The organism is Pseudomonas sp. GV071, from assembly GCF_003050835.1.
Taxonomy (GTDB): domain Bacteria; phylum Pseudomonadota; class Gammaproteobacteria; order Pseudomonadales; family Pseudomonadaceae; genus Aquipseudomonas.
The window spans coordinates 159621-179834 of the sequence record NZ_QAOJ01000004.1 but is presented as its reverse complement, the minus strand read 5'-3'; the positions used below and the strand labels follow the sequence as shown (position 1 = coordinate 179834).

The 20214-nt window shown below is 61.5% G+C and carries 19 protein-coding genes; 7 read left to right on the top strand and 12 right to left on the bottom strand.

The genetic code is table 11. The features are described 5' to 3' along the window. Positions 1-34 precede the first annotated feature (34 nt). Complete coding sequence (locus C8K61_RS09545) at positions 35-454, top strand: Lrp/AsnC family transcriptional regulator (protein WP_108096012.1); 420 nt, start codon at positions 35-37, stop codon at positions 452-454. 114 nt (positions 455-568) lie between these two features. On the opposite strand, the gene C8K61_RS09540 is transcribed toward C8K61_RS09545, so the two are convergent. Next, complete coding sequence (locus tag C8K61_RS09540; RefSeq protein WP_108096011.1) at positions 569-1270, bottom strand: HAD-IA family hydrolase; 702 nt, start codon at positions 1268-1270, stop codon at positions 569-571. Between the two features lie 105 nt (positions 1271-1375). On the opposite strand from C8K61_RS09540, the gene sbcD reads away from it, so the two are divergent. From sbcD to C8K61_RS09525, 3 genes are all read left to right on the top strand, one after another. Beyond that, positions 1376-2596 (top strand): exonuclease subunit SbcD, encoded by a 1221-nt coding sequence (gene sbcD / locus C8K61_RS09535; RefSeq protein ID WP_108096010.1) that lies wholly within the window; start codon positions 1376-1378, stop codon positions 2594-2596. After that, the gene (locus C8K61_RS09530; protein ID WP_108096009.1) at positions 2593-6036 is read left to right on the top strand and encodes an AAA family ATPase; all 3444 of its coding nucleotides are present in this window, start codon (positions 2593-2595) and stop codon (positions 6034-6036) included. Before sbcD ends, C8K61_RS09530 begins: the two co-directional genes overlap by 4 nt. 63 nt (positions 6037-6099) lie before the next feature. After that, the gene (locus C8K61_RS09525; protein ID WP_178086440.1) at positions 6100-6462 is read left to right on the top strand and encodes a GFA family protein; all 363 of its coding nucleotides are present in this window, start codon (positions 6100-6102) and stop codon (positions 6460-6462) included. Between the two features lie 4 nt (positions 6463-6466). Here the strand turns inward: C8K61_RS09525 and C8K61_RS09520 are convergent, their stop codons facing one another. Together C8K61_RS09520 and C8K61_RS09515 are read right to left on the bottom strand one after the other, a co-directional pair. Then, positions 6467-7282: an ABC transporter substrate-binding protein gene (locus C8K61_RS09520; RefSeq protein WP_108096008.1), complete on the bottom strand. Its 816-nt coding sequence runs from the start codon at positions 7280-7282 to the stop codon at positions 6467-6469. A 70-nt stretch (positions 7283-7352) separates the two neighbouring features. Beyond that, entirely contained in the window at positions 7353-8285 is a 933-nt protein-coding gene (locus C8K61_RS09515) for a LysR family transcriptional regulator (RefSeq protein ID WP_108096007.1), read from the bottom strand. An 88-nt stretch (positions 8286-8373) separates the two neighbouring features. Between C8K61_RS09515 and C8K61_RS09510 the strand changes: the two genes are divergently transcribed. Then, a complete protein-coding gene (locus tag C8K61_RS09510) occupies positions 8374-8808 on the top strand; it encodes a PACE efflux transporter (RefSeq protein WP_108096006.1) in 435 nt (144 codons plus the stop codon). Positions 8809-8828: 20 nt separating this feature from the next. Here the strand turns inward: C8K61_RS09510 and rlmF are convergent, their stop codons facing one another. The 7 genes from rlmF to C8K61_RS09475 all read right to left on the bottom strand — a co-directional run bounded on the left by rlmF (position 8829) and on the right by C8K61_RS09475 (position 16481). Then, positions 8829-9794 carry a 23S rRNA (adenine(1618)-N(6))-methyltransferase RlmF gene (gene rlmF, locus C8K61_RS09505; protein WP_108096005.1) on the bottom strand — a complete coding sequence of 322 codons (966 nt, stop codon included), beginning with the start codon at positions 9792-9794 and terminating at the stop codon, positions 8829-8831. After that, positions 9794-10090, bottom strand: coding sequence for a helix-turn-helix domain-containing protein (locus tag C8K61_RS09500; RefSeq protein ID WP_108096004.1), 297 nt, complete (start codon positions 10088-10090; stop codon positions 9794-9796). The genes rlmF and C8K61_RS09500 overlap by 1 nt, the downstream gene beginning before the upstream one ends. Before the next feature lie 14 nt (positions 10091-10104). Continuing rightward, positions 10105-10539 (bottom strand): hypothetical protein, encoded by a 435-nt coding sequence (locus C8K61_RS09495; protein WP_256589396.1) that lies wholly within the window; start codon positions 10537-10539, stop codon positions 10105-10107. An 84-nt stretch (positions 10540-10623) separates the two neighbouring features. Then, positions 10624-13614, bottom strand: a complete 2991-nt coding sequence (locus C8K61_RS09490) for a valine--tRNA ligase (protein ID WP_108096002.1) — start codon at positions 13612-13614, stop codon at positions 10624-10626. A gap of 220 nt (positions 13615-13834) precedes the next feature. Next, positions 13835-14452 carry a DNA polymerase III subunit chi gene (locus C8K61_RS09485; protein WP_108096001.1) on the bottom strand — a complete coding sequence of 206 codons (618 nt, stop codon included), beginning with the start codon at positions 14450-14452 and terminating at the stop codon, positions 13835-13837. 2 nt (positions 14453-14454) lie between these two features. Next, a complete protein-coding gene (locus tag C8K61_RS09480; protein ID WP_108096000.1) occupies positions 14455-14874 on the bottom strand; it encodes a DNA polymerase III subunit chi in 420 nt (139 codons plus the stop codon). A 116-nt stretch (positions 14875-14990) separates the two neighbouring features. After that, positions 14991-16481: a leucyl aminopeptidase gene (locus tag C8K61_RS09475; protein WP_108095999.1), complete on the bottom strand. Its 1491-nt coding sequence runs from the start codon at positions 16479-16481 to the stop codon at positions 14991-14993. A gap of 280 nt (positions 16482-16761) precedes the next feature. Here C8K61_RS09475 and lptF point away from each other — a divergent pair, with 280 nt between their 5' ends. Both lptF and lptG read left to right on the top strand, forming a co-directional pair. Further along, positions 16762-17883, top strand: a complete 1122-nt coding sequence (gene lptF / locus C8K61_RS09470) for an LPS export ABC transporter permease LptF (protein ID WP_108095998.1) — start codon at positions 16762-16764, stop codon at positions 17881-17883. Continuing rightward, on the top strand, positions 17876-18937 hold the full coding sequence (gene lptG / locus C8K61_RS09465; protein ID WP_108095997.1) for an LPS export ABC transporter permease LptG: 1062 nt from the start codon (positions 17876-17878) through the stop codon (positions 18935-18937). Before lptF ends, lptG begins: the two co-directional genes overlap by 8 nt. A 112-nt stretch (positions 18938-19049) precedes the next feature. Here lptG and C8K61_RS09460 read toward each other — a convergent pair whose 3' ends face one another. Together C8K61_RS09460 and C8K61_RS09455 are read right to left on the bottom strand one after the other, a co-directional pair. Beyond that, positions 19050-19544, bottom strand: a complete 495-nt coding sequence (locus C8K61_RS09460; protein ID WP_108095996.1) for an RDD family protein — start codon at positions 19542-19544, stop codon at positions 19050-19052. 135 nt (positions 19545-19679) lie between these two features. Next, positions 19680-19892: a cold-shock protein gene (locus tag C8K61_RS09455; RefSeq protein WP_108095995.1), complete on the bottom strand. Its 213-nt coding sequence runs from the start codon at positions 19890-19892 to the stop codon at positions 19680-19682. Between the last annotated feature and the right edge of the window lie 322 nt (positions 19893-20214).

Here is a 20214-nt window from a genome sequence, read left to right as displayed (position 1 = left end):
GTCACCGTCAACCTGCTTTTGCGTGAGATTCCCTGTGGACAAGTTCGATCAGCAGATCATCGCCCTGTTGCGTGCCGACGCCCGTCTAGCCGTGAGCCAGATCGCCCGCGAGGTCAACCTTTCGCGTTCGGCGGTCAGCGAGCGCATCCGCCAGTTGGAACAAAGCGGCGTGATCCAGGGCTACCACGCGCGCATCGCCGAACCGCAAGGCGTGGCGGTGAAGTGTTATCTGGAGCTGTTCTATAACGGCGGGCGCTGCGAAAACTACGTTGAGCGCATGCGCGTTTACCCGGAAATTCGCCGCATCAGTGGCATCAGCGGCGAGACCGACATGCTGGTGTACATCGAAGCGCCGTCGATGCAGCGCCTGGCCGAGGTTCGCGGCGAAATCGAAAACTTCCCCGGCATGCAGAAAGTGAAGACCCATATGGTGGTGAAGGATTGGGCGTTCTAACCAACACCTCCGTCGTCCCAGCGCAGGCTGGGACCCAGAATCGCCCGACACTGATCTCCTGACAACGTCTGGATTCCGAATCGTCGGACCGCAGCCTGCGCTGGAATGACGGCACTACGGCAACACATCCCTCGGCGGCTCGCGTCGCAACCGCTCCACCAGCGCCGGCAACTCATCCATATGCCGAATCAGATGCTCCACGCCTAATTGCCGCAGCGTTTCGCCATGCTCGGGCGGAATGTGGCTGGCGCCGAGAAAACCGATCACCCGCATGCCGGCGGTGAGCGCGGCGGTCACCCCGGTGCTGCTGTCTTCCACCACCAGGCAGCGCTGTGGCGCGACACCATTGGTTTTCGCCGCCAGCAGGTAGACGTCCGGCGCCGGTTTCGGCCGTGGTACCTGTTCGGCGCTGAAGATGCCGCTGTCGATCCGCGGGGTCAGTTCGCAGCGTTGCAGCGAGTGCACGATGCCGGCCAGGTGGCTATTGGAGGCCACCGCCAGCGGCAGGTCGATGGCCATGTAGGCCTCGCGCGCACCGGCAATCGGCAGAGCGTCGTCGTGGATGCGGGCAGCGGTACCGCGGTACAGATCGCGGATAAATGGCTCGTCGAGCTTGATGTCGAAATGCGCTTCCACGCGGGCCAGAATGTCGCGCGCCTGCAGGCCGAAGGTGCCATGCAGTACCCGCTCCAGTTCCTGCAACGGCACGAGTTTGCCCAAGGCTTCGCGCACCAGGCGCTCGGCAACGATTTCGCTGTCGATCAACACGCCATCGCAATCGCTGATCAACAGGTCGATGTAGCTCACAGCTGTCATAAGGCACAGGCTCCGATGCGCTGACACCGCAGCGCGTTGTGATTTGCCAAGGGGGGCACTTTGCTCCAAGGTTGGCGCCTTGAAAACCGCGAGAATAAAACCGGGATGCGCATTCTGCACAGCTCTGACTGGCACCTTGGCCAGCATTTTATGGGCAAGACCCGCCAGGCCGAACACCAGGCTTTTACCACATGGCTGATTGAACAATGTGCGGCGCATGCCGTGGATGCGCTGATTATTGCCGGCGATATCTTCGACACCGGCGCGCCGCCCAGCTATGCCCGCGAGCTGTACAACGAATTTATCGTCGCCCTGCGCGCTACCGGTACGCAACTGGTGGTGCTGGGTGGCAACCATGATTCGGTGGCCATGCTCGGCGAAAGCCGCAGCCTGCTGACGCACCTCAACACCCGGGTGATTCCCTCGGTAACCCGCGACCTCAACGAACAATTGCTGGTGCTGCAGGATCGCGCCGGCAACCCTGCGGCAGTGCTCTGCGCTATTCCGTTTATCCGCCCGCGCGATGTCATGAGCAGCCAGGCCGGACAAAGCGCGCAGGACAAACAGCTGTCGTTGCAGGAAGCCATTCACGACCATTACCAACAGCTGTATAGCCTGGCCGAACAGCGCCGTGACGAACTCGGTGGCGCGCTGCCGATCATTGCCACTGGCCACCTGACCACCGTTGGCGCCAGTGCCAGCGAGTCGGTGCGCGAGATCTATGTTGGCGCCCTTGAAGCCTTTCCGACCAGCGCCTTTCCGCCGGCGGCCTATATCGCCCTGGGACATATTCACCGGCCGCAGAAGGTCGGTGGCCTTGAGCACATCCGCTATAGCGGTTCGCCGATTCCGCTGAGTTTCGATGAGGCCAAGCAGAGTAAAGAAGTGCTGCTGGTGGAGTTCCACGGGCGTGCGTTGCACAGCATTCAGGCGCTGGCGGTGCCGCGTTCGCAGGCCCTGGTGTCGGTGCGTGGCAACCTTGAAGAACTGCAAAGCGCAATCACCAGCGCGGCCGAGCAAGGCACGCCCGAACAGACGGTGTGGCTGGAAGTGTGTGTGAGTGGCGACGATTATTTGAGCGACCTGCAAAGCCGCATCCAGGCGATGACCGAAGGCCTGCCAGTGGAGGTCCTGCGCATCCGCCGTGAACGCGGCATGGCCAAGGCCAGCTTGCAGGGCAGCGCCAAGGAAACCCTCGACGAGTTGAGCACCGACGAGGTATTTGCCCAGCGCCTGAGCAGCGAGACCCTGGAAGCGGATTTGCAGCAGCGCCTGCAAGGCCTGTATCGCCAAGTAGTCAGCGAGTTGCAGGAGGGCGATGAATGAAGATCCTCAGCCTGCGCCTGAAAAACCTCAATTCGCTAAAGGGCGAATGGAAGATCGACTTCTCCGCGGAGCCGTTCAAAGACAACGGCCTGTTCGCCATCACCGGGCCGACCGGCGCCGGCAAAACCACCTTGCTCGATGCCATCTGCCTGGCCCTGTACCACCGCACGCCGCGCATGAGCACGCTATCGGCCAGCGCCAATGAACTGATGACCCGGCACACTGCCGATTGCCTGGCCGAGGTCGAGTTCGAAGTAAAGGGGCAGCGCTATCGGGCGTTCTGGAGCCAGCGTCGGGCACGGGACAAAAGTGACGGCGCGTTGCAGGCCCCCAAGGTCGAACTGGCCAAGGTTGATGCCGCCAGCGGCGAGGGGGAAATCCTCACCGACAAGATCAATGAAAAGTACCGCCTGACCGAGAGCCTCACCGGCCTCGATTTCGAGCGCTTTACCAAGTCCATGCTCCTGGCCCAGGGCGGCTTTGCCGCCTTTCTCGAAGCCAACGCCAACCAGCGCGCCGAGCTGCTGGAAGAGCTGACCGGCACCGACATCTATGGGCAGATTTCCCAGCGTGTGTTCGAGCGCACCCGTGAGGTGCGTGAAGCGCTTGGGCAACTGCGCGCGCGGGCCGAAGGTGTCGAGCTGCTGAGTGATGAACAGCGCCAGGCGCTGGAAGAGGAAGGGCAGCAGCTGGGGTTGAGCGAAGCCACCCTGGTAGCGGAGCAACAGCAGGTACTGCGTCAGCGGCAATGGCGTGAGGACTTGAGCAAAGCCCAGGCGCAGCAACAGCAGGCGCTTGAGCAGGCGCAACAGGCACAGCAGCAACTGACTGCCGCCCAGCCGCAACTGGCGCGCCTCGCCGCGTGTGCGCCGGCATTAAAACTGCAGCCGGTGCACAACGCTTGGCAGCGTGCACTGAACAGCGTGGCGCAGCGCCAGGCTGAGCTGCAAAACACTGAGCAGGCACAACGCCAAGCCAGCGAGCAGGTGCAGCAGAACCTCTGGCTGGCCAGCCAACTGGCCGAGCAGATCATGGCGGCTCGTCAGGCTCAGGTAACCCAACTGGGCGAACAACAGCAGGCCGTGAGTCAGCAGTTGGCCGAACAACCCCAGCAGCGCCAGCTCGGGGAAAACCTCGGCGCCTGGCGTGCGCAGTTTGCTGCCCGCACCGAATTGCTGGAGGCCGTTACTGCCCAGCAACAGCGCCAGCAACAGACGCTGCAAACGGCAACGACTCTGGCTGAGCAACTGCAGGCACTGAGCGCCCAAGTCGGTGTAGCCGAGCAGCAGGTCCAGCAGGCCCAGGCAGCGGAAGCTGAACAACAACGGCAGTTGCAGCAGTTGCTTGCCGGCCAGGCGGAAAGCGAACTGCGCGAGCAGAGTCAGCGTCTGCTCACTCAGGGGCATGGGCTGGAGCGCTTGCAGCAGATTGGCCAACAACGTCAGCAGCTGACCCAGCAGGCCGCGCAGTTGACGGCCAGTCTGGCCGAGCTTGCGCAGCAGAAAAGCACTAAAGATCAGGCGCTGCACACCATGCGCGAGCAGTACAAAGATCTGCAGCAACAGGTGCGCGATAAGGAAAAACTGCTGGAGCAGGAGCAGCGGATTCAGGACCTCGAGGTGTACCGCGCGCAGTTGCAGGCACAGCAACCCTGCCCGTTGTGCGGCTCGCTGGAGCACCCGGCGGTGTCGGCTTACCAAGCCCTCGACAGCTCCGCGACCGAGCAGGAACTGCTGGCGAAAAAGGCCCAGCTCGATGCCCTGCGTGAGCAGGGTGAAGCACTCAACAGCGCGCTGGCGGCGTTGACCGAACGCGTGCAGCAGCAGAGCCAACAGCAGGCCGCCGTGGAGCAGGAACGCCAACAACAGGCGCAACTCTGGACCGAGCAATGCCAGGCGCTGGGCGTGCAACTCGACGATGCGGCGGCGCTGAAGGCTGAACAGGCGAGTCACCAACAAAACCTCAGCCAGCTGCAGCAGCGCCTGGCCCCGCTGGAGCACCTGAAGTCCGCGTTGGAAACCGCGCGCACTGCCAGCCAGCAAGCGCAGGCGCAGCACCGCGACCACGTCCAACAGTTGGCGCTGTTGGCGAAAGACCAGCAGGCCAATCAGCAGCAACACACCGACCTCGGCGAACAACTGAAGCGCCTGCAACTGCAGCAACAGGAGCAGCACAGCCGCCTGGCCGCCGCCCTGGCCGAATTCGGCTACGACATGCCGGAAGAAGGTGCGCAGTGGCTGGCCGAGCGCGAGCAGGAATGGGCGCTGTACCAGCAACGCCAGCAACACCTGCAGAACCTTCAGGAGCAACTGCGCGATGCGCAACATGGGCTGACGGTGGCCAGCGAAGCGTATGCGCTTTGGCAGCAACGCTGGCAGCAGCAAGGGGCGGTGACGTTTGCCGAGCTGGAGGCTGGCGATGATGCCGTGCCGCGTCTGGCCGCTGTCGAGCAACAGTACGCGGCGGCGTTGCAGCAGGTCAGCGCGCTGCTGGGCAAACAGCAAACCCTCCGCGATCTGTTGGAACAGGAGCAGGGCCAGTTACAGCAGCAGCAACAGGCCTGGAATGAAGCGCTCGTGTTGAGCCCGTTTGCCGTCGAGGCCGACTATCTGGCGGCCTTGCTCAGCGACCAGCAACACGCCGAGCTGCAGCAACTCAAGCAGCAGCTGGACAAGGCCCTGACCGAGGCGCAAGCGCTGCAGGCGGCCAGTGCCCAGGCATTGACGCAGCTGCAGGCCGCGCCGCAGACCGAACTCAACAGCGAGCAGCTCGACCAGCAACTGGAGCTGCTCAACGAGCAGCTCAAACAGCTCAGCCAACGCCAAGGCGAAATCCGCAACCAACTGCAAGGTGACGCCGTCCGCCGCGCCGGCCAACAGGCGTTGTTCGCCGCGATTGGCGAAAAGACTGCCGAGCACGACCTGTGGCAACACCTCAATGGTCTGATCGGTTCCGCCGACGGCGCCAAGTACCGCAAGTTCGCCCAGGGCCTGACCCTCGACCACCTGGTGTACCTGGCCAACCAGCAATTGCAGCGCCTGCACGGCCGCTACCAACTGGCCCGGCGCGGCAGCGGCGAGCTGGAGCTGGAAGTGCTGGACACCTGGCAGGGCGACGCTGCCCGCGACTGCAAAACCTTGTCGGGCGGCGAAAGTTTTCTGGTCAGTTTGGCGTTGGCCTTGGCGCTGTCCGACCTGGTCAGCCACAAGACCAGTATTGACTCGCTGTTCCTCGACGAAGGCTTCGGCACCCTTGACGGCGAAACCCTGGAAGTGGCCCTGGATGCACTCGATGCGTTGAATGCCAGTGGCAAGATGATCGGCGTGATCAGCCACGTTGAGGCACTGAAAGAGCGGATTCCGGTGCAGTTGAAAGTGCACAAGAGCGTGGGGTTGGGGTACAGCGCGCTGGATCGGCGGTATGCGGTGGTGGCAGGTTGAAGATCACCCGCGATCCCTGCAAACGGAGGTCACGAGATTGAATTTGAGCAAAGGAGATTTTCAATGGCCCATCGCCCCCTGCAGCACTACCAAGGCAGCTGCCACTGCGGCGCCGTGCGTTTCCAGATCGAGACCGACTTCCCCGAATTGACCCAATGCGACTGCTCCATCTGCCGGCGCAAAAACGCCTTGATGGTGGCGGTGCATGAAAGCCGTTTTCAGCTCCTGGCCGGTGAGGATGCGCTAACCGAATACCAGTTCCATACACACGTGGCGCGGCATTTCTTCTGCAAGGTGTGCGGCATCTACCCGTTCCACCGCAAGCGCTCGATGCCGGATCATTTCGGCATCAATGTTTATTGCCTGGAGAATTTCGAGCCGACCGGGATAACCGTGCGCCAGGCCGTGGGCAAGGGTATGCCGTGATGAATCACTCGACCGAGCTGACCGCTTCGATCTGCTCATCGGAGTAGGTGCCACGGTAGAACTTGGCCAGGGTACCGTCGCGTTTCATCTCGTCGAGTACCCGCTGCCAGCGCTGGATGGTGCTGTCCGGAGTCGCCAGCGAGAAGGCGATGTACAGCTCGCGAATATCCAACTCCAGCACCCGTTTGATCGTGACGGGTGGCAGGCCGACGGTGGCCAGAAAGGCATCTTTTTCGATGTCGCTGGTGGCCCACATCTCCACGCGTTTGTGCAGCAGCATGCTCAGACACTGTTCCGGCAAAGTAGGCAGGGACAGGTTGTCGAAGCCGTTTTGCAGCAGCATGTCGGCGCTGCTGTCGCCGTTGTAGGCACAGATGCCGGTGCTGCTGCGGGCTTGCTCCAGGTTGTCCAGTGGCTGCGCATTTTCCTCCAGGGTGTACAGGCCACGGGAGATTCGTTTGATCGGGCCCACCCACTTGAACAGCTTCTCACGCTCGCGGGTACGCGTCGTTTCGAACAGCGCCACCTGCTGGCTGCTGAGGGCGTAGTCATAACCGCGTTTCCACGGGTGCATTTCGATTTCAGCGGTTTCGCCCGCGCGGCGCATCAGCTCGCGGACCATTTCGGCGGTAGGCCCGGTGACTCGACCGGACGGCTCCTGGTATTCGCCGGGCGGCGAGTGTTCGGTGAGTACGCGCAACTTGCCCAGGGTGTTCTGCGGTTCGGCGAATGCGAGGGCGGGAAGGGCAATCAGCGTGGCAAGAAAAACGTGGCAAACACGACGGGCATACACGGCCATGCGGTCGGTCTCCTCAGTCATGTTTCACCTGCGTTGTGCCAGCCAATGGAAACGGCAGGCTATCAGAACTGCACAGCTTCCACAGCGCAATTTAGTACGTTGAATTTGTACGATTTAGAGCGGCTGACGGGGTGCTGACAGCACGCTGACGTTGCTCACGTACCAGCTCGATAAAGTGCTGGGCACCGAGCCCCAGCGGCTTGCTGTTGGACCACACCAGATCGACCCACAACGACAGCTGGGAGATGTTGCTCAGCTGCAATTCCACCAAGCTGCCGGCCTGCAATTGCGGGCGCACCAGCGACTCCGGCAAGTACCCCCAACCGAGCCCCGCCTGCATCATGCGCAAGGCGGCGGTGTGGCTGTCGGTGCGCCAATGGTGATGGGCTTGCAGAAAGCGTGGCTGCAGCGGTTCCGGGTCACGCCCGGCGACCACGATCTGGCGGTGTTCGGCCAGCTCATCGATGCGCAGCTGCAGGCCGTTGGCAATCGCTGGGTGTTGCGGCGCGATGACTGCCAGCAGAGTTTCCTGGGTGGTTTCCTGGCAGCATTCGCGGCTGTCGAAATTGGGGTTCTCGAAGACCAGCGCCAACTGCACCCGGCCTTCGTGCAGCAGGCGGATGGCATCCGCTTCGGGTGCCGCCAGCACTTCTACATCCAGGGTGGGATAACGCTCCGCCAGCTTGGCCAGCGGTGTGGCCCAATCCGAGGCCAGCAGCTCCGGGGCGATGGCCAGGCACAGGCAGCTTTCCAGGCCTGTGGATAACGCCAGGGCCTGCGCCTCCCACAACTCGAACTGCTGCAGCATAAACCGCGCTTTGGCCTGCAACGCCAGGGCGGCGGCAGTGGGTTGCGGCTCACGGCCGCGGCGATCGAACAGCTCCAGATTGAGGTCGGCTTCGAGGTTGCTGATGGTCATGCTCACCGCCGAAGGTACTCGCCCGATACTGCGCGCCGCGGCGGAAAACGAGCCCTTGTCGAGCACCGCGAGAAACACCTGCACTGCGTCTTTGCTGAGGCTCATCTATCAGAATTCCTGAAATAAGCTGACTAAAGGTTTCAGCTCATTAGAAATACAGTGGTCGCACATTGGCAAGCGTGAGTACGCGGTGATGCAAGGCAAAAAACGCAAAGTGGTGCAGGCGGTCAGCTATGAGCTGGTGGCACTGATCTTTATTACCCCGGCCATGGCCTGGGTGTTCAAGGGCGGCCTGGCACTGTCCGGCGCACTGGCCTTGGCCCTGTGCCTGGTGGCGATGGCCTGGAATATGCTGTTCAACAGCCTGTTTGAGGCTTGGGAAAAGCGTCAGCGCAAACCGCAACGCACTGTCGCGCGGCGAGTGCTGCACGCCATCACATTCGAGTTGGGGCTATTGCTGATGACGGTGCCCATGCTGGTATGGGCCTTGAGCATCGGCTGGTGGCAGGCACTGGCCACCGACTTTTCGCTGATGCTGTTTTTTCTGCTGTACGCGTTTGTCTTTCAGTGGGGCTTCGACCTGCTGTTTGGCGTGCCGAGTGCGACGCTGGTTGACCATGGCATCTAAACCGCGATGCTTTTTTTGCGCTAGCTCCAGCGCGCCTTGCGCCACGCCCGACGCTGATTCTTGTCGAGAAAGGTCCAGGCCACGAAGCGGCTCTGCTTTTGCCCTTGGGCCATGTCCACCACGCGGACATCGCCAGCGCCCAGTTGCTGCAAACGCTGTTGCAGCAGGGCGACGTTACTGATTTTCGACACCAGGGTGCTGAAACAGAACACCCGCTCGGCAAAGGCCGCACTCTCGTCAGCCATGCGGCTGATAAAGGCCAATTCCCCGCCTTCACAGTGCAGTTCGTTGCTTTGCCCGCCGAAGTTCAGCTCGGGCAGTTTACGGCTGGGGTCGAGCTTGCCGAGGTTCTTCCATTTGCGCTGACTGCCGCTGCGCGCTTCGTCCAGGGAGGCGTGGAAGGGCGGGTTGCACAGGGTGAAGTCGAAACGTTCGTCGCTACCGATCAGGCCCTGAAAGATATGCGCGGGGTCGGCTTGCTGGCGCAGTTCGACAGCAGCGGCAACGGTTGGGTTGGCCTTGAGAATGGCGGCGGCCGAGGCCAAGGACTGCGGATCGATATCGGCGCCGACAAATTGCCAGCCGTAGTCGTGCTGGCCAATCAGCGGGTAGATGCAGTTGGCGCCCACGCCGATATCCAGGCCGCGCACGGCCGGCCCGCGAGGAATCACGCCGTCATGGCTGGCGCCGAGCAGGTCAGCCAGGTAGTGCAGGTAATCGGCACGGCCCGGTACCGGTGGGCACAGGTAGGCCGCTGGAATATCCCAACCACGCACGCCGTAGAACTGTTGCAGCAACGCGCGGTTGAAGGCTTTTACCGCCGCCGGGTTGGCGAAGTCGATGCTCTCTTTACCGTACGGGTTGATGATCACGAAGGCGCCCAACTCGGGGCTGGCCTTGATCATCTGGGCAAAGTCGTAGCGGCCTTGATGGCGGTTACGCGGGTGCAGCACGGGCTTCTTTTCGGCGGGGTTTTTCGGGGACATCAGGGGTAACCCAATACGCGTTTGATCGCGGCCAGGTTGGCGCCGATCCATTGCTTGTCGATGGCGCCCCAGCTGCGAATTTCATAGTGCCCGGCGTTGTTGCGCTCGCCGGCTTGCTGGGCGAATTGGCAGTCGATATCCAGGTCGGCCAGGGCCAGCAGGGTGTCCTGGGCGGTGCGCCGCGGCATGCCGGTGGCGTCCATCAGGGCCGGCACGCTGCTGGCGCCGCCGCTGTCGATCAGCCAGGCCACGTACAGGCGGCGGTAGAAGCTGCTTTTGGTTTTGCTGACGTCCATGGGCGCTCCCGCCATCAGTGCAGTTGTTTACGGTCACGGGCGCGCAGAGCGCGGTGCCGGCTGGCGAAGAACAGACGGAGAAAGCCGCGCACCAGCCAAGCGGCGAGCAGCGGTTCAACGGTGAGCTGGTCGACCACCCGGGTGCCGCCATTGTCGGCGCTTTCCAACCTGCGTTCATGGCGCCATAAGCGGGTGCCAGTCATCGGCGATTGCTCGATAAAACCCACCCCGTGCGTGAGTTCCAGCAGGGTCAGTTTCGACACGCCAAGCGGCAGCAGGCCGAACAGCCACAGCCAACTGGTAAACAGCGGCTCGCCGGGTTGGATGTCGAGGTCTTCGAGGTTGCGCACGCCGAACGGAATACTCATCCACAACCACGGGCGCATTTCGCGGCGCAGGCAGCGCACGTCGGTGATCCAGCGCCAGACTTGGCTAGGGTCGGATTTCAACGTGGATTCAAAACGCAGGGAAATGGCCAATCGTGTGGGTGCTCTGGAAAAAACTCGGCCCTGATTAACAGGGCCGGGTTGGGGTTACAGGCTAGCGATGCGGGCGCGCTGTTCAGTGAACTGGGCCACCGCCTGTTCGGCTTCGGCCAGTTTTGCGCGCTCTTTGGCGATGACGTCGGCCGGTGCCTTGTCGACGAACGCGGCATTGCCGAGTTTGCCGCCCACACGGCCCACTTCCTGGGTCAGGCGTTGAATCTCCTTGTCCAGGCGCGCCAGTTCTGCGTCTTTGTCGATCAGGCCGGCCATCGGCACCAGCACCTGCATCTCGCCCACCAGCGCGGTGGCCGACATCGGCGCTTCGGCGCCGGCCGCCAGCACGGTGACGTTATCCAGCTTGGCCAGCTTGTTCAGCAGCGGCGCGTTGTCGGTAAGACGACGCTGGTCCTCGGCACTGGCGTTTTGCAGGAACACGTCGATGCGTTTGGCCATGGAGATATTCATCTCGCCACGGATCTGGCGCAGGCCGAGCATCAACGCTTTCACCCATTCGATATCGCCTTCGGCGGCGGCATCGATGCGTGCTTCGTTGGCCACTGGCCAGGCTTGCAGCATGATCGTTTCACCACTAACGCCAGCGGCGTTTTTGATGCGCTGCCAGATTTCTTCGGTGATAAACGGCATGAACGGGTGTGCCAGGCGCAGGATCACTTCCAGCACACGCACCAGGGTACGGCGGGTGCCGCGCTGGCGTTCGATCGGCGCGTTCTCGTCCCACAGCACCGGCTTGACCAGCTCCAGGTACCAGGCGCAGTACTCGTCCCAGACGAATTCGTAGAGGCTTTGCGCGGCCAGGTCGAAGCGGAAGTTGTCCAGTTGGCGGGTAACTTCGGCTTCGGTGCGTTGCAGTTGGGAGATGATCCAGCGGTCGACCGACGACAGCTCGACTTCTTCACCGTTAACGCCGGTGTCCTGGTCGTCGGTGTTTTCAATCACGAAGTTGGCGGCGTTCCACAGTTTGTTGCAGAAGTTGCGGTAGCCCTCGACGCGGCCCATGTCGAACTTGATGTCGCGGCCGGTAGAGGCCAGCGAGCAGAAGGTAAAGCGCAGGGCGTCGGTGCCATAACTGGCGATGCCTTCGGGGAATTCGGCTTTGGTCTGCTTGGCGATTTTTTCCGCCATCTTCGGCTGCATCAGGCCGCTGGTGCGTTTTTCCAGCAGGGTTTCCAGGTCGATGCCGTCGACGATGTCCAACGGGTCGAGCACGTTGCCCTTGGACTTGGACATTTTCTGCCCCTGGCCATCGCGCACCAGGCCGTGCACGTAAACGGTCTTGAACGGAATCTGCCCGGTCAGGTGGGTGGACAGCATGATCATCCGGGCGACCCAGAAGAAGATGATGTCGAAACCGGTCACCAGCACGTCGGTGGGGTGGAAGGTTTTCAGCGCTTCGGTGTGGTTCGGCCAGCCGAGTGTGGAAAACGTCCACAGGCCGGAGCTGAACCAGGTGTCGAGCACGTCTTCGTCTTGACGCAGAGACCCATACCCCATCGTTATGGAGTAGTACTGGATGACGCTTAGCTCATCATCAAGGCCATCGAAATCCGCTGAAAGACGTGCATTAAGAATCAAGTTTTCTTCAGGAATTGAGCTGTCGAGTTTTGTGCCTTTCTCAAAAAGACGCATGTCGATCGGGTCATCGTTTTTCTTAAAAAGCTGGCTGTATGCAGCTTTACCATCTCTCGCTACATACACCTGACCGGCTTCGTCGTACCAGGCCGGAATGCGGTGGCCCCACCAGAGCTGACGGCTGATGCACCAGTCCTGGATGTCACGCATCCAGCTGAAGTACATGTTTTCGTACTGCTTGGGCACGAACTGGATCTCGCCACTTTCCACCACTGCGATGGCTTTTTCCGCCAAGGGTTTGGTGGAGACGTACCACTGATCGGTCAGCCACGGCTCGATGACGGTGCCGGAGCGGTCGCCCTTCGGCACTTTCAGAGCGTGGTCGTCGACCTTTTCCAGCAGGCCCTGGGCATCGAGGTCGGCGACCATTTGTTTACGGGCGACAAAACGGTCCATGCCGGCGTATTGCTGAGGCAGGCTGGCTTCAAAGGTGTCGTTGACGCTGCCATCGATGTTGAACACCTGAGCGCGGCCAAGGATGGCTGCGTTCTTGTCCAGCACGTTGATCAGCGGCAGGTTGTGGCGCTTGCCCACTTCGTAGTCGTTGAAGTCGTGCGCCGGGGTGATCTTCACGCAGCCGGTGCCGAACTCGGGGTCGCAGTATTCGTCGGCCACGATCGGAATCAGACGGCCCACCAGTGGCAGTTTCACGAACTTGCCGATCAGCGCCTGGTAGCGCTCATCGCTCGGGTGCACGGCCACGGCGCTGTCGCCGAGCAGGGTTTCCGGGCGGGTGGTGGCAACGATCAGGTAGTCCAGGCCATCGGCGGTCTTGGCGCCGTCGGCCAGTGGGTAACGCAGATTCCACAGGAAACCTTTCTCGTCGTGGTTTTCCACTTCGAGGTCGGAGATCGCGGTGTGCAGCTTGGTGTCCCAGTTGACCAGGCGCTTGCCGCGGTAGATCAGGCCGTCTTCATGCAGACGCACGAAGGCTTCCTGTACGGCTTCGGACAGGTCGGGGTCCATGGTGAATTTTTCGCGGCTCCAATCTACGGAGGAACCGAGGCGGCGGATCTGCCGGCTGATGTTGCCGCCGGACTGGTCTTTCCATTCCCAGACTTTTTCCAGGAATTTCTCGCGACCCAGGTCGTGACGGCTGAGACCTTGGGCGCCGATCTGACGCTCTACCAGCATTTGCGTGGCGATACCGGCGTGGTCGGTGCCCGGCTGCCAGAGGGTGTTGCGACCCTGCATGCGGCGGAAACGGATCAAGGCGTCCATGATCGCGTTGTTGAAGCCGTGGCCCATGTGCAGGCTGCCGGTGACGTTCGGCGGCGGGATCATGATGGTGTAGGAGTCGCCGCTCCCCTGCGGGGCGAAATAGTTCTTCGACTCCCAGGTTTCGTACCAGGAGGTTTCAATGGCGTGGGGCTGGTACGTCTTGTCCATGCGGATCGGGACCCTGTTCGGCAGCTAATCGGAAAGCCGGCAAGTATAACGGGGTTGATCGCAGGCGGGTAATGCGCGTGATACGCGGGGATGGTACTGGCTGAGTTACTTGATTCACCACCGTCGTCCCAGCGCAGGCTGGGACCCAGAGTGGTTCAGGAGAACGCGCATGACTGGAAAGTCTGGGTCCCAGCCTGCGCGGGGACGACGGCGTTTTGCCTCAGCTTTTACGCTGTGGCAATAACCGGGTCAGGCGCGCTTCCAGGCGGCGTTTGAGTTCGGCTTCGATCTGCGGCACGAAGTCGTCGATCACGTCTTGCAGAATCAGTTGTGCGGCGGCGCGCAGTTCGGCGTCCAGGCGCAGCAGGTCGCTGGTGGTGTTGCTGCTTTCCACGCTGCGTTGCACGGTCTGGGCGATGCTCGGCGCGGGTTGTGGTGCAACCGGGGCCGGTGGTTGCGGCGCATGCGGTTGTGGGATGGCCGCCGAGGCGGTGCCGGCAGTTGGTGCATGCATGCCGGGGGCGGCCACGGTTGGGGCAATGGCCGCAGGTGACGGGTCCGGGCGCGGCACGGCAGGTGGCGGCGTATGCGCTGGCGCCGCAGGAATACTCGGCCGGGCCTGTACGGGCGGCGGAGTAAGCGGGGCGGCTGGAGGGGGAGCGACGATGTCGGAGAGCAGCGGAATCTGGCCCATCTCCACCGAATCGGTGAGCAGCGGCAGATCGAGATAGTCATCCGGGTTGCCGCCAGTGGCGTCGTTGTTGCTCAGAAACTCGCGGATCGACTCCAGGTCGTCGAGCAAGTGATTGGGCTTTTGCGGTGGTTTTGGGGTGTCCATGGCTACAGTTCAACGCGCTTGGGGTCATAACCCTGCTGGCGGTAGGTGCGGAAATTTTCCCGCGAGCTCGCCAGTTGTTCGGGTTGCTGGTTGACGATTTCGATCACCCGGCTGAAACGCTGCACGTGGGGCGACAGACTGCTGTTGAGGTTGATCAACAGGCCCTGGCTGGCCGCAGGTTCATCGTCCAGGCCGATCACCACGGGCGCTTCGGGCGCGTCGCGGTGCAGGCTGTGGGGCACGAAGGTTTCGGCCTTGAAACGCCACAAAAGTTCGTCGACTTCAGCGCATTGCGCCTCGTCGCTGGCGCGCATGAACACCGGCATGCCATGGCGCCAGGCCTTCATCGCCAATTGGCAGGCCGCACGCAGGCGGTCGGCGGGGGCGGTGGAGGAGAGGACGTAGAATTCGATGCGGGGCATTGGGCTTGATTCGTTGGAAACGGGGAGCGCTCTTTGTAGGAGCGGCTTCAGCCGCGATGCGCTTCACGATCAAAAGCATCGCGGCTGAAGCCGCTCCTACGAGGGAACGGCGTGGCTTAAACCTTAGCGCGGTCCAGCAGGTATTGGGTCAGCAAGGGCACCGGACGACCAGTGGCGCCTTTGTCCTTGCCGCCGCTGATCCACGCCGTACCGGCGATGTCCAGGTGCGCCCAGTTGAATTTCTTCGCAAAGCGCGACAGGAAGCAGGCGGCGGTAATGGTGCCGGCTTTCGGCCCGCCGATGTTGGCGATGTCGGCGAACGGGCTGTCGAGCTGTTCCTGGTATTCGTCAAACAGCGGCAGTTGCCAGGCGCGGTCGTCGGCGCTTTGGCCAGCGGCGAGCAGTTGCTGCAGCAGTTCGTCGTTGTTACCCAAGAGGCCCGAGGTGTGGCTGCCCAAGGCAACGATGCAGGCGCCGGTAAGGGTGGCAATATCGATCACCGCCTGCGGCTTGAAACGTTCGGTGTAGGTCAGCGCGTCGCACAGCACCAGACGGCCTTCGGCGTCGGTGTTGAGGATTTCCACGGTCTGCCCGCTCATGGTGGTGACGATGTCGCCAGGGCGAGTGGCGCTGCCGCTGGGCATGTTCTCGGCACACGCCATGACGCCCACCAGGTTGATCGGCAGTTGCAGTTCCAGCACCGCTTTGAAGGTGCCGAACACGCTGGCGGCGCCGCCCATGTCGTACTTCATTTCGTCCATGCCGGCCGCCGGCTTGATGCTGATGCCGCCGGTGTCGAAGGTGATGCCTTTACCTACCAAGGCAAATGGCTTGTCGCCTTTTTTGCCGCCGTTGTACTGCAGCACGATCAGGCGCGGCGGTTGCACGCTGCCCTGGGCCACAGCGAGGAACGAGCCCATGCCCAGTTCCTTAAGCTTCTTCTCGTCGAACACTTCGACTTTCAGCGATTTGTACGCCTTGCCCAATGCCTTGGCCTGCTCGCCCAAGTACGTCGGGTGGCAGATGTTCGGCGGCAGGTTGCCCAGATCGCGGGTAAACGCCATGCCGGCAGCAATGGCTTGCGCCTGGGTACTGGCGCGCTCGACGTCGGCGAGGCTGGTTTTTTCGGTCAGCAGGGTGATTTTGCTGAGGGCGCGGGCTTCGCTCTTCTGGCTCTTGAACTGCTCGAAGGCGTATTGGTTGTCGGCCAGGGTTTCCACCAGCAGACGGGTTTTGCTGTAGGCGTCGCGGCCTTTTACCTGCAAGTCGTCGAGCGCCAGTACGGCGTCTTTGCCGCCGAGGCCTTTCAACACGCCTTGCACGGCGGTGATCAATTTGCGCAGTTGGCGGTCAGACAGCTCGGTTTCTTTGCCGCTACCCACCAACAGCACGCGTTCGGCTTTGAGGTTGGGCAGGCTTTGCAGCAGCAGGGTCTGGCCGACTTTGCCAGCCAGGTCGCCGCGCTTGAGCACGCTGCTGATGGCGCCGTTGCTGGCCACATCGAGAATCTGGGCGGCGGCGCCAAGGGCGCGGCCTTCGCCAACGGCGACTACCAGGGTGGCGGTTTTCAGTGCGTCTGGACGTGCGTTCTTAACAACAAATTCCATGGCGAGGAGTCCCCAAGACAACCGGTAGGTATTACAGGATAATGCCGCGCTCTAACGGTGTGAAAACCGCGCGGCGAGAGAAAGCCTTTTGAAAAACGGGCTCGGACTGCGCAGCAGGCTCTAGTAAACTCCGCGTCCTTGTCGTTGTTCGGCAGGCGTGACCCGCGATGGTTTCGTATCCACACCTGCAAATTTTCGGTCGCTGGCCTTTACTGGGCTGGCAACAGGTCGGCTAGTTTGAGCTTAGCCGCCTGAGCCTGACAACCCTGGAGTGTCTGGTTTGATTGTCTTCCGCTATCTGTCCCGTGAAGTGATGCTGACCCTGAGTGCGGTAAGTGCCGTGCTGTTGGTGATCATCATGAGCGGTCGTTTTATCAAGTACCTGGCCCAGGCGGCATCGGGTGCCCTCGATCCGGGTGTGCTGTTCCTGATCATGGGCTTTCGGATGCCGGGCTTTCTCGAGCTGATTCTGCCGCTGGGCTTGTTTCTCGGCATTCTGCTGGCCTACGGGCGCCTGTACCTGGACAGCGAAATGACCGTGCTGGCCGCCACCGGTATGAGCCAGCAACGCCTGCTGGCCTACACCCTGGCACCGGCCACCATCGTGGCGTTGCTGGTGGCGTGGTTGAGCCTGGGCCTGGCGCCGCAAGGCGTGGCGCAGGTAGCGAAGATCCTCAACGAGCAAGATGCCCTGACCGAGTTCGACACCCTGGTGCCGGGCCGCTTCCAGGCCATGCGCAGCGGCACGCGAGTGACCTACACCCAGGAAATGTCCAGTGACCGCAGCCAGCTTGGCGGCATCTTCATTTCGGAAAAACGCCTGTCGAAAGAAGGCGATAAAGAGCGTGGCATCACCGTGCTGGTGGCCGACAAAGGTCGCCAGGAAATCCAGCCGGACGGCAGCCGCTACCTGATTCTGGAAAACGGCTACCGCTACGACGGCAACCCGGGTGCCGCCGATTATCGCTCAATCAAGTACGACACCTACGGCGTGCTGTTGGTGAAGCCGGAAGTCAGCAGCGACATCAGCGAGCGAGAAGCGCTGACCACCCGCGAGCTGATTGGCAGCGACGAGCCGCGTAAACAGGCCGAGCTGCAATGGCGCCTGTCGATTCCGCTGCTGGTGTTTGTGGTAACTCTGTTGGCGGTGCCGCTGGCGCGCGTCAACCCACGTCAGGGCCGTTTCCTCAAACTGCTGCCGGCGATTCTTCTTTATATGGCCTACCTGTCCCTGCTGATCGCCGCCCGCGGCGCGCTGGACAAGGGCAAGATCCCCATGAGCATCGGCTTGTGGTGGGTACACGGGTTGTTTTTGCTGATTGGTCTGACGCTGCTGTACTGGGAGCCGTTACGCCTGAAGTTGGCGGGGCGCCGCATGGCACGGGAGTTGGCCCATGGTTAAGTTGGATCGTTACATTGGCACCAGCGTGTTTTTCGCCATTCTGTCGGTGCTCGGCATCATTGTCGGCCTGGCGCTGCTGTTCGCCTTTATCGACGAGTTGGGCGACGTGCAGGGCAGCTACGGCCTGGATGACGCTGCCTGGTACATCTTCCTGACCACCCCGCGGCGGGTCTATGAAATGCTGCCCATGGCGGCGTTGATCGGCTGCCTGATCGGCCTCGGTAGCCTGGCCAGCAGCAGCGAGCTGACCATCATGCGGGCGGCCGGTGTGTCGGTCGGGCGGATCGTCTGGGCGGTAATGAAGCCGATGCTGGTGCTGATGCTGGCGGGCATTCTGATCGGTGAATACCTGGCGCCCTGGAGCGAGAACATAGGCCAGGCTTCACGTTCCATGGCCCAGGGCGGCGGTGAAGCGCAAAGCTCCAAGCGCGGCCTGTGGCACCGTCAGGGCGATGAGTTCGTGCACATCAACGCCGTGCAACCCAATGGCGTGCTGTACGGCGTCACCCGCTACAAGTTCGACGATCAGCGCCACCTGCAATCCTCCAGCTTTGCCAAGAAGGCCCATTACCAGGGCGATCACTGGCAGCTGGAAGACGTTGCCACCACTTTGTTCCACGAGCGCAACACCGAAGTGGTGCAAACCCCGAGCGAGCGCTGGGACGTGCAATTGACCCCGCAACTGCTCGGCACCGTGGTGCTGGAGCCCGAAGCGTTGTCGGTGACCGGTTTGTGGCGTTACATCCACTACCTCGCCGACCAGGGCCTGGCTAATGGCAAGTACTGGCTGGCGTTCTGGACCAAGGTGTTGCAGCCGGTGGTCACGGCGGCGCTGGTGCTGATGGCGATCTCGTTCATCTTCGGCCCGTTGCGGTCGGTAACCCTCGGCCAGCGCGTGTTCACTGGGGTGCTGGTGGGTTTTGTGTTCCGGATTGCCCAGGACCTGCTCGGGCCATCGAGCCTGGTGTTCGGCTTTCCGCCGTTGCTGGCAGTGCTGATTCCGAGCTTGATCTGCGGCATTGCCGGGTTCTGGATGTTGAGGCGCGCGGGGTAAACCGCCGCCCATAAAAAAGCCCCGCTTCGGCGGGGCTTTTTATTGTCTATCAAGATCAGAAACTCGAGGCTGAAGCCTTTCCCATACTGGATTGAGGTCCCTTGGGAGGCTTTTAGTTTTTCTTCTTCTTCGGGATATGCACCAGGCGCGTTTCTGAATAGATGTCATGCCAGCTGCGTTTCTGCTTGTCCCACAGCGCCCAGAAAAAACCCAGACCCAGGCAGCCCCACGAGGCAATCGACACCATAAAGCGCAGCAGCGCCTGCCACAGGCTGATGGCGCTGCCGTCGGCATTCTGCACACGCACGCCCCATACCTGCATGCCCAGGGTCTGGCCCGAGTGCGTCCAGAACTTGGCGAAGAAGGCAAAAATGGTGAACAGCACAACGGTGGAGAGCACAGGATCCACATCCAGTGCTTTGTTGTTAGCCAACTCCAGCAGACGGTCGCTGCCAAAGATCAGGCGCAACACGACTTGCTGATACAGCAGGCCGGTGACGATTGCGATGGCCACACACAGCAGGAAGTCATAGAACATCGCGGCAGAGCGACGGAGCAGGCCGACAGCGGGGAAATCGCCCTGAGGCTGAAGAATACGTTTGGACATGCGGAGCTCGCGGTGGGTGAAAAGCGCGAGGCACTTTACTGCAAAAGCAGGCTGGTGAAAAAACCTGCGCGAATTTGTCCCACGGCAACAACAAAAAGCCCCGCACTAGGCGGGGCTTTTTGTTGAGCATTCGGATTAACCGACTACTTGTACTTGGTCGGCTTGCAGGCCTTTCTGACCTTGTACCGAGACGAAGCTGACTTTCTGGCCTTCTTTCAGGCTCTTGAAGCCGTCGCCTTCGATAGCGCGGAAGTGCACGAACAGATCCGGACCGCTTTCTGGAGTGATAAAACCAAAACCTTTCTCGTCGTTAAACCACTTGACGGTACCGTTCTGACGATTCGACATATCTTATTTCCTTGGAGCTTTAGTTAATGACAGCCTCGAGCCGAGGGCTGGACTGGTTGTCGGCGTCGCGATTGGGCGCGATCCCGGCAGCACAGTGGGCGGAACGATAGTTAAGTTTTGGGCGAAAAACAACCCCTTGAAATAGCCCGTACAGCGCCTGATTCCGGTGCTTCCAGGCCTTTTTGGCATAGCGCTAAAACCTGCCGGAATAGTCGCCGTAAGGGCGGTGAAATAAAGCTGCAAAGCCTCCATGCGGTAATTGACGAGTGGAAATTTCCGAGAATACAATTAGCTTGCTAACTAATTAAATTTTCGCGTCCTT

Coding starts and splice junctions, on each gene's coding strand:
- C8K61_RS09540 (WP_108096011.1), bottom strand. CDS start 1,270: ATGACAGCTGTGAGCTACATCGACCTGTTGATCAGCGATTGCGATGGC.
- sbcD (WP_108096010.1), top strand. CDS start 1,376: ATGCGCATTCTGCACAGCTCTGACTGGCACCTTGGCCAGCATTTTATG.
- C8K61_RS09530 (WP_108096009.1), top strand. CDS start 2,593: ATGAAGATCCTCAGCCTGCGCCTGAAAAACCTCAATTCGCTAAAGGGC.
- C8K61_RS09525 (WP_178086440.1), top strand. CDS start 6,100: ATGGCCCATCGCCCCCTGCAGCACTACCAAGGCAGCTGCCACTGCGGC.
- C8K61_RS09520 (WP_108096008.1), bottom strand. CDS start 7,282: ATGACTGAGGAGACCGACCGCATGGCCGTGTATGCCCGTCGTGTTTGC.
- C8K61_RS09515 (WP_108096007.1), bottom strand. CDS start 8,285: ATGAGCCTCAGCAAAGACGCAGTGCAGGTGTTTCTCGCGGTGCTCGAC.
- C8K61_RS09510 (WP_108096006.1), top strand. CDS start 8,374: ATGCAAGGCAAAAAACGCAAAGTGGTGCAGGCGGTCAGCTATGAGCTG.
- rlmF (WP_108096005.1), bottom strand. CDS start 9,794: ATGTCCCCGAAAAACCCCGCCGAAAAGAAGCCCGTGCTGCACCCGCGT.
- C8K61_RS09500 (WP_108096004.1), bottom strand. CDS start 10,090: ATGGACGTCAGCAAAACCAAAAGCAGCTTCTACCGCCGCCTGTACGTG.
- C8K61_RS09490 (WP_108096002.1), bottom strand. CDS start 13,614: ATGGACAAGACGTACCAGCCCCACGCCATTGAAACCTCCTGGTACGAA.
- C8K61_RS09485 (WP_108096001.1), bottom strand. CDS start 14,452: ATGGACACCCCAAAACCACCGCAAAAGCCCAATCACTTGCTCGACGAC.
- C8K61_RS09480 (WP_108096000.1), bottom strand. CDS start 14,874: ATGCCCCGCATCGAATTCTACGTCCTCTCCTCCACCGCCCCCGCCGAC.
- C8K61_RS09475 (WP_108095999.1), bottom strand. CDS start 16,481: ATGGAATTTGTTGTTAAGAACGCACGTCCAGACGCACTGAAAACCGCC.
- lptG (WP_108095997.1), top strand. CDS start 17,876: ATGGTTAAGTTGGATCGTTACATTGGCACCAGCGTGTTTTTCGCCATT.
- C8K61_RS09460 (WP_108095996.1), bottom strand. CDS start 19,544: ATGTCCAAACGTATTCTTCAGCCTCAGGGCGATTTCCCCGCTGTCGGC.
- C8K61_RS09455 (WP_108095995.1), bottom strand. CDS start 19,892: ATGTCGAATCGTCAGAACGGTACCGTCAAGTGGTTTAACGACGAGAAA.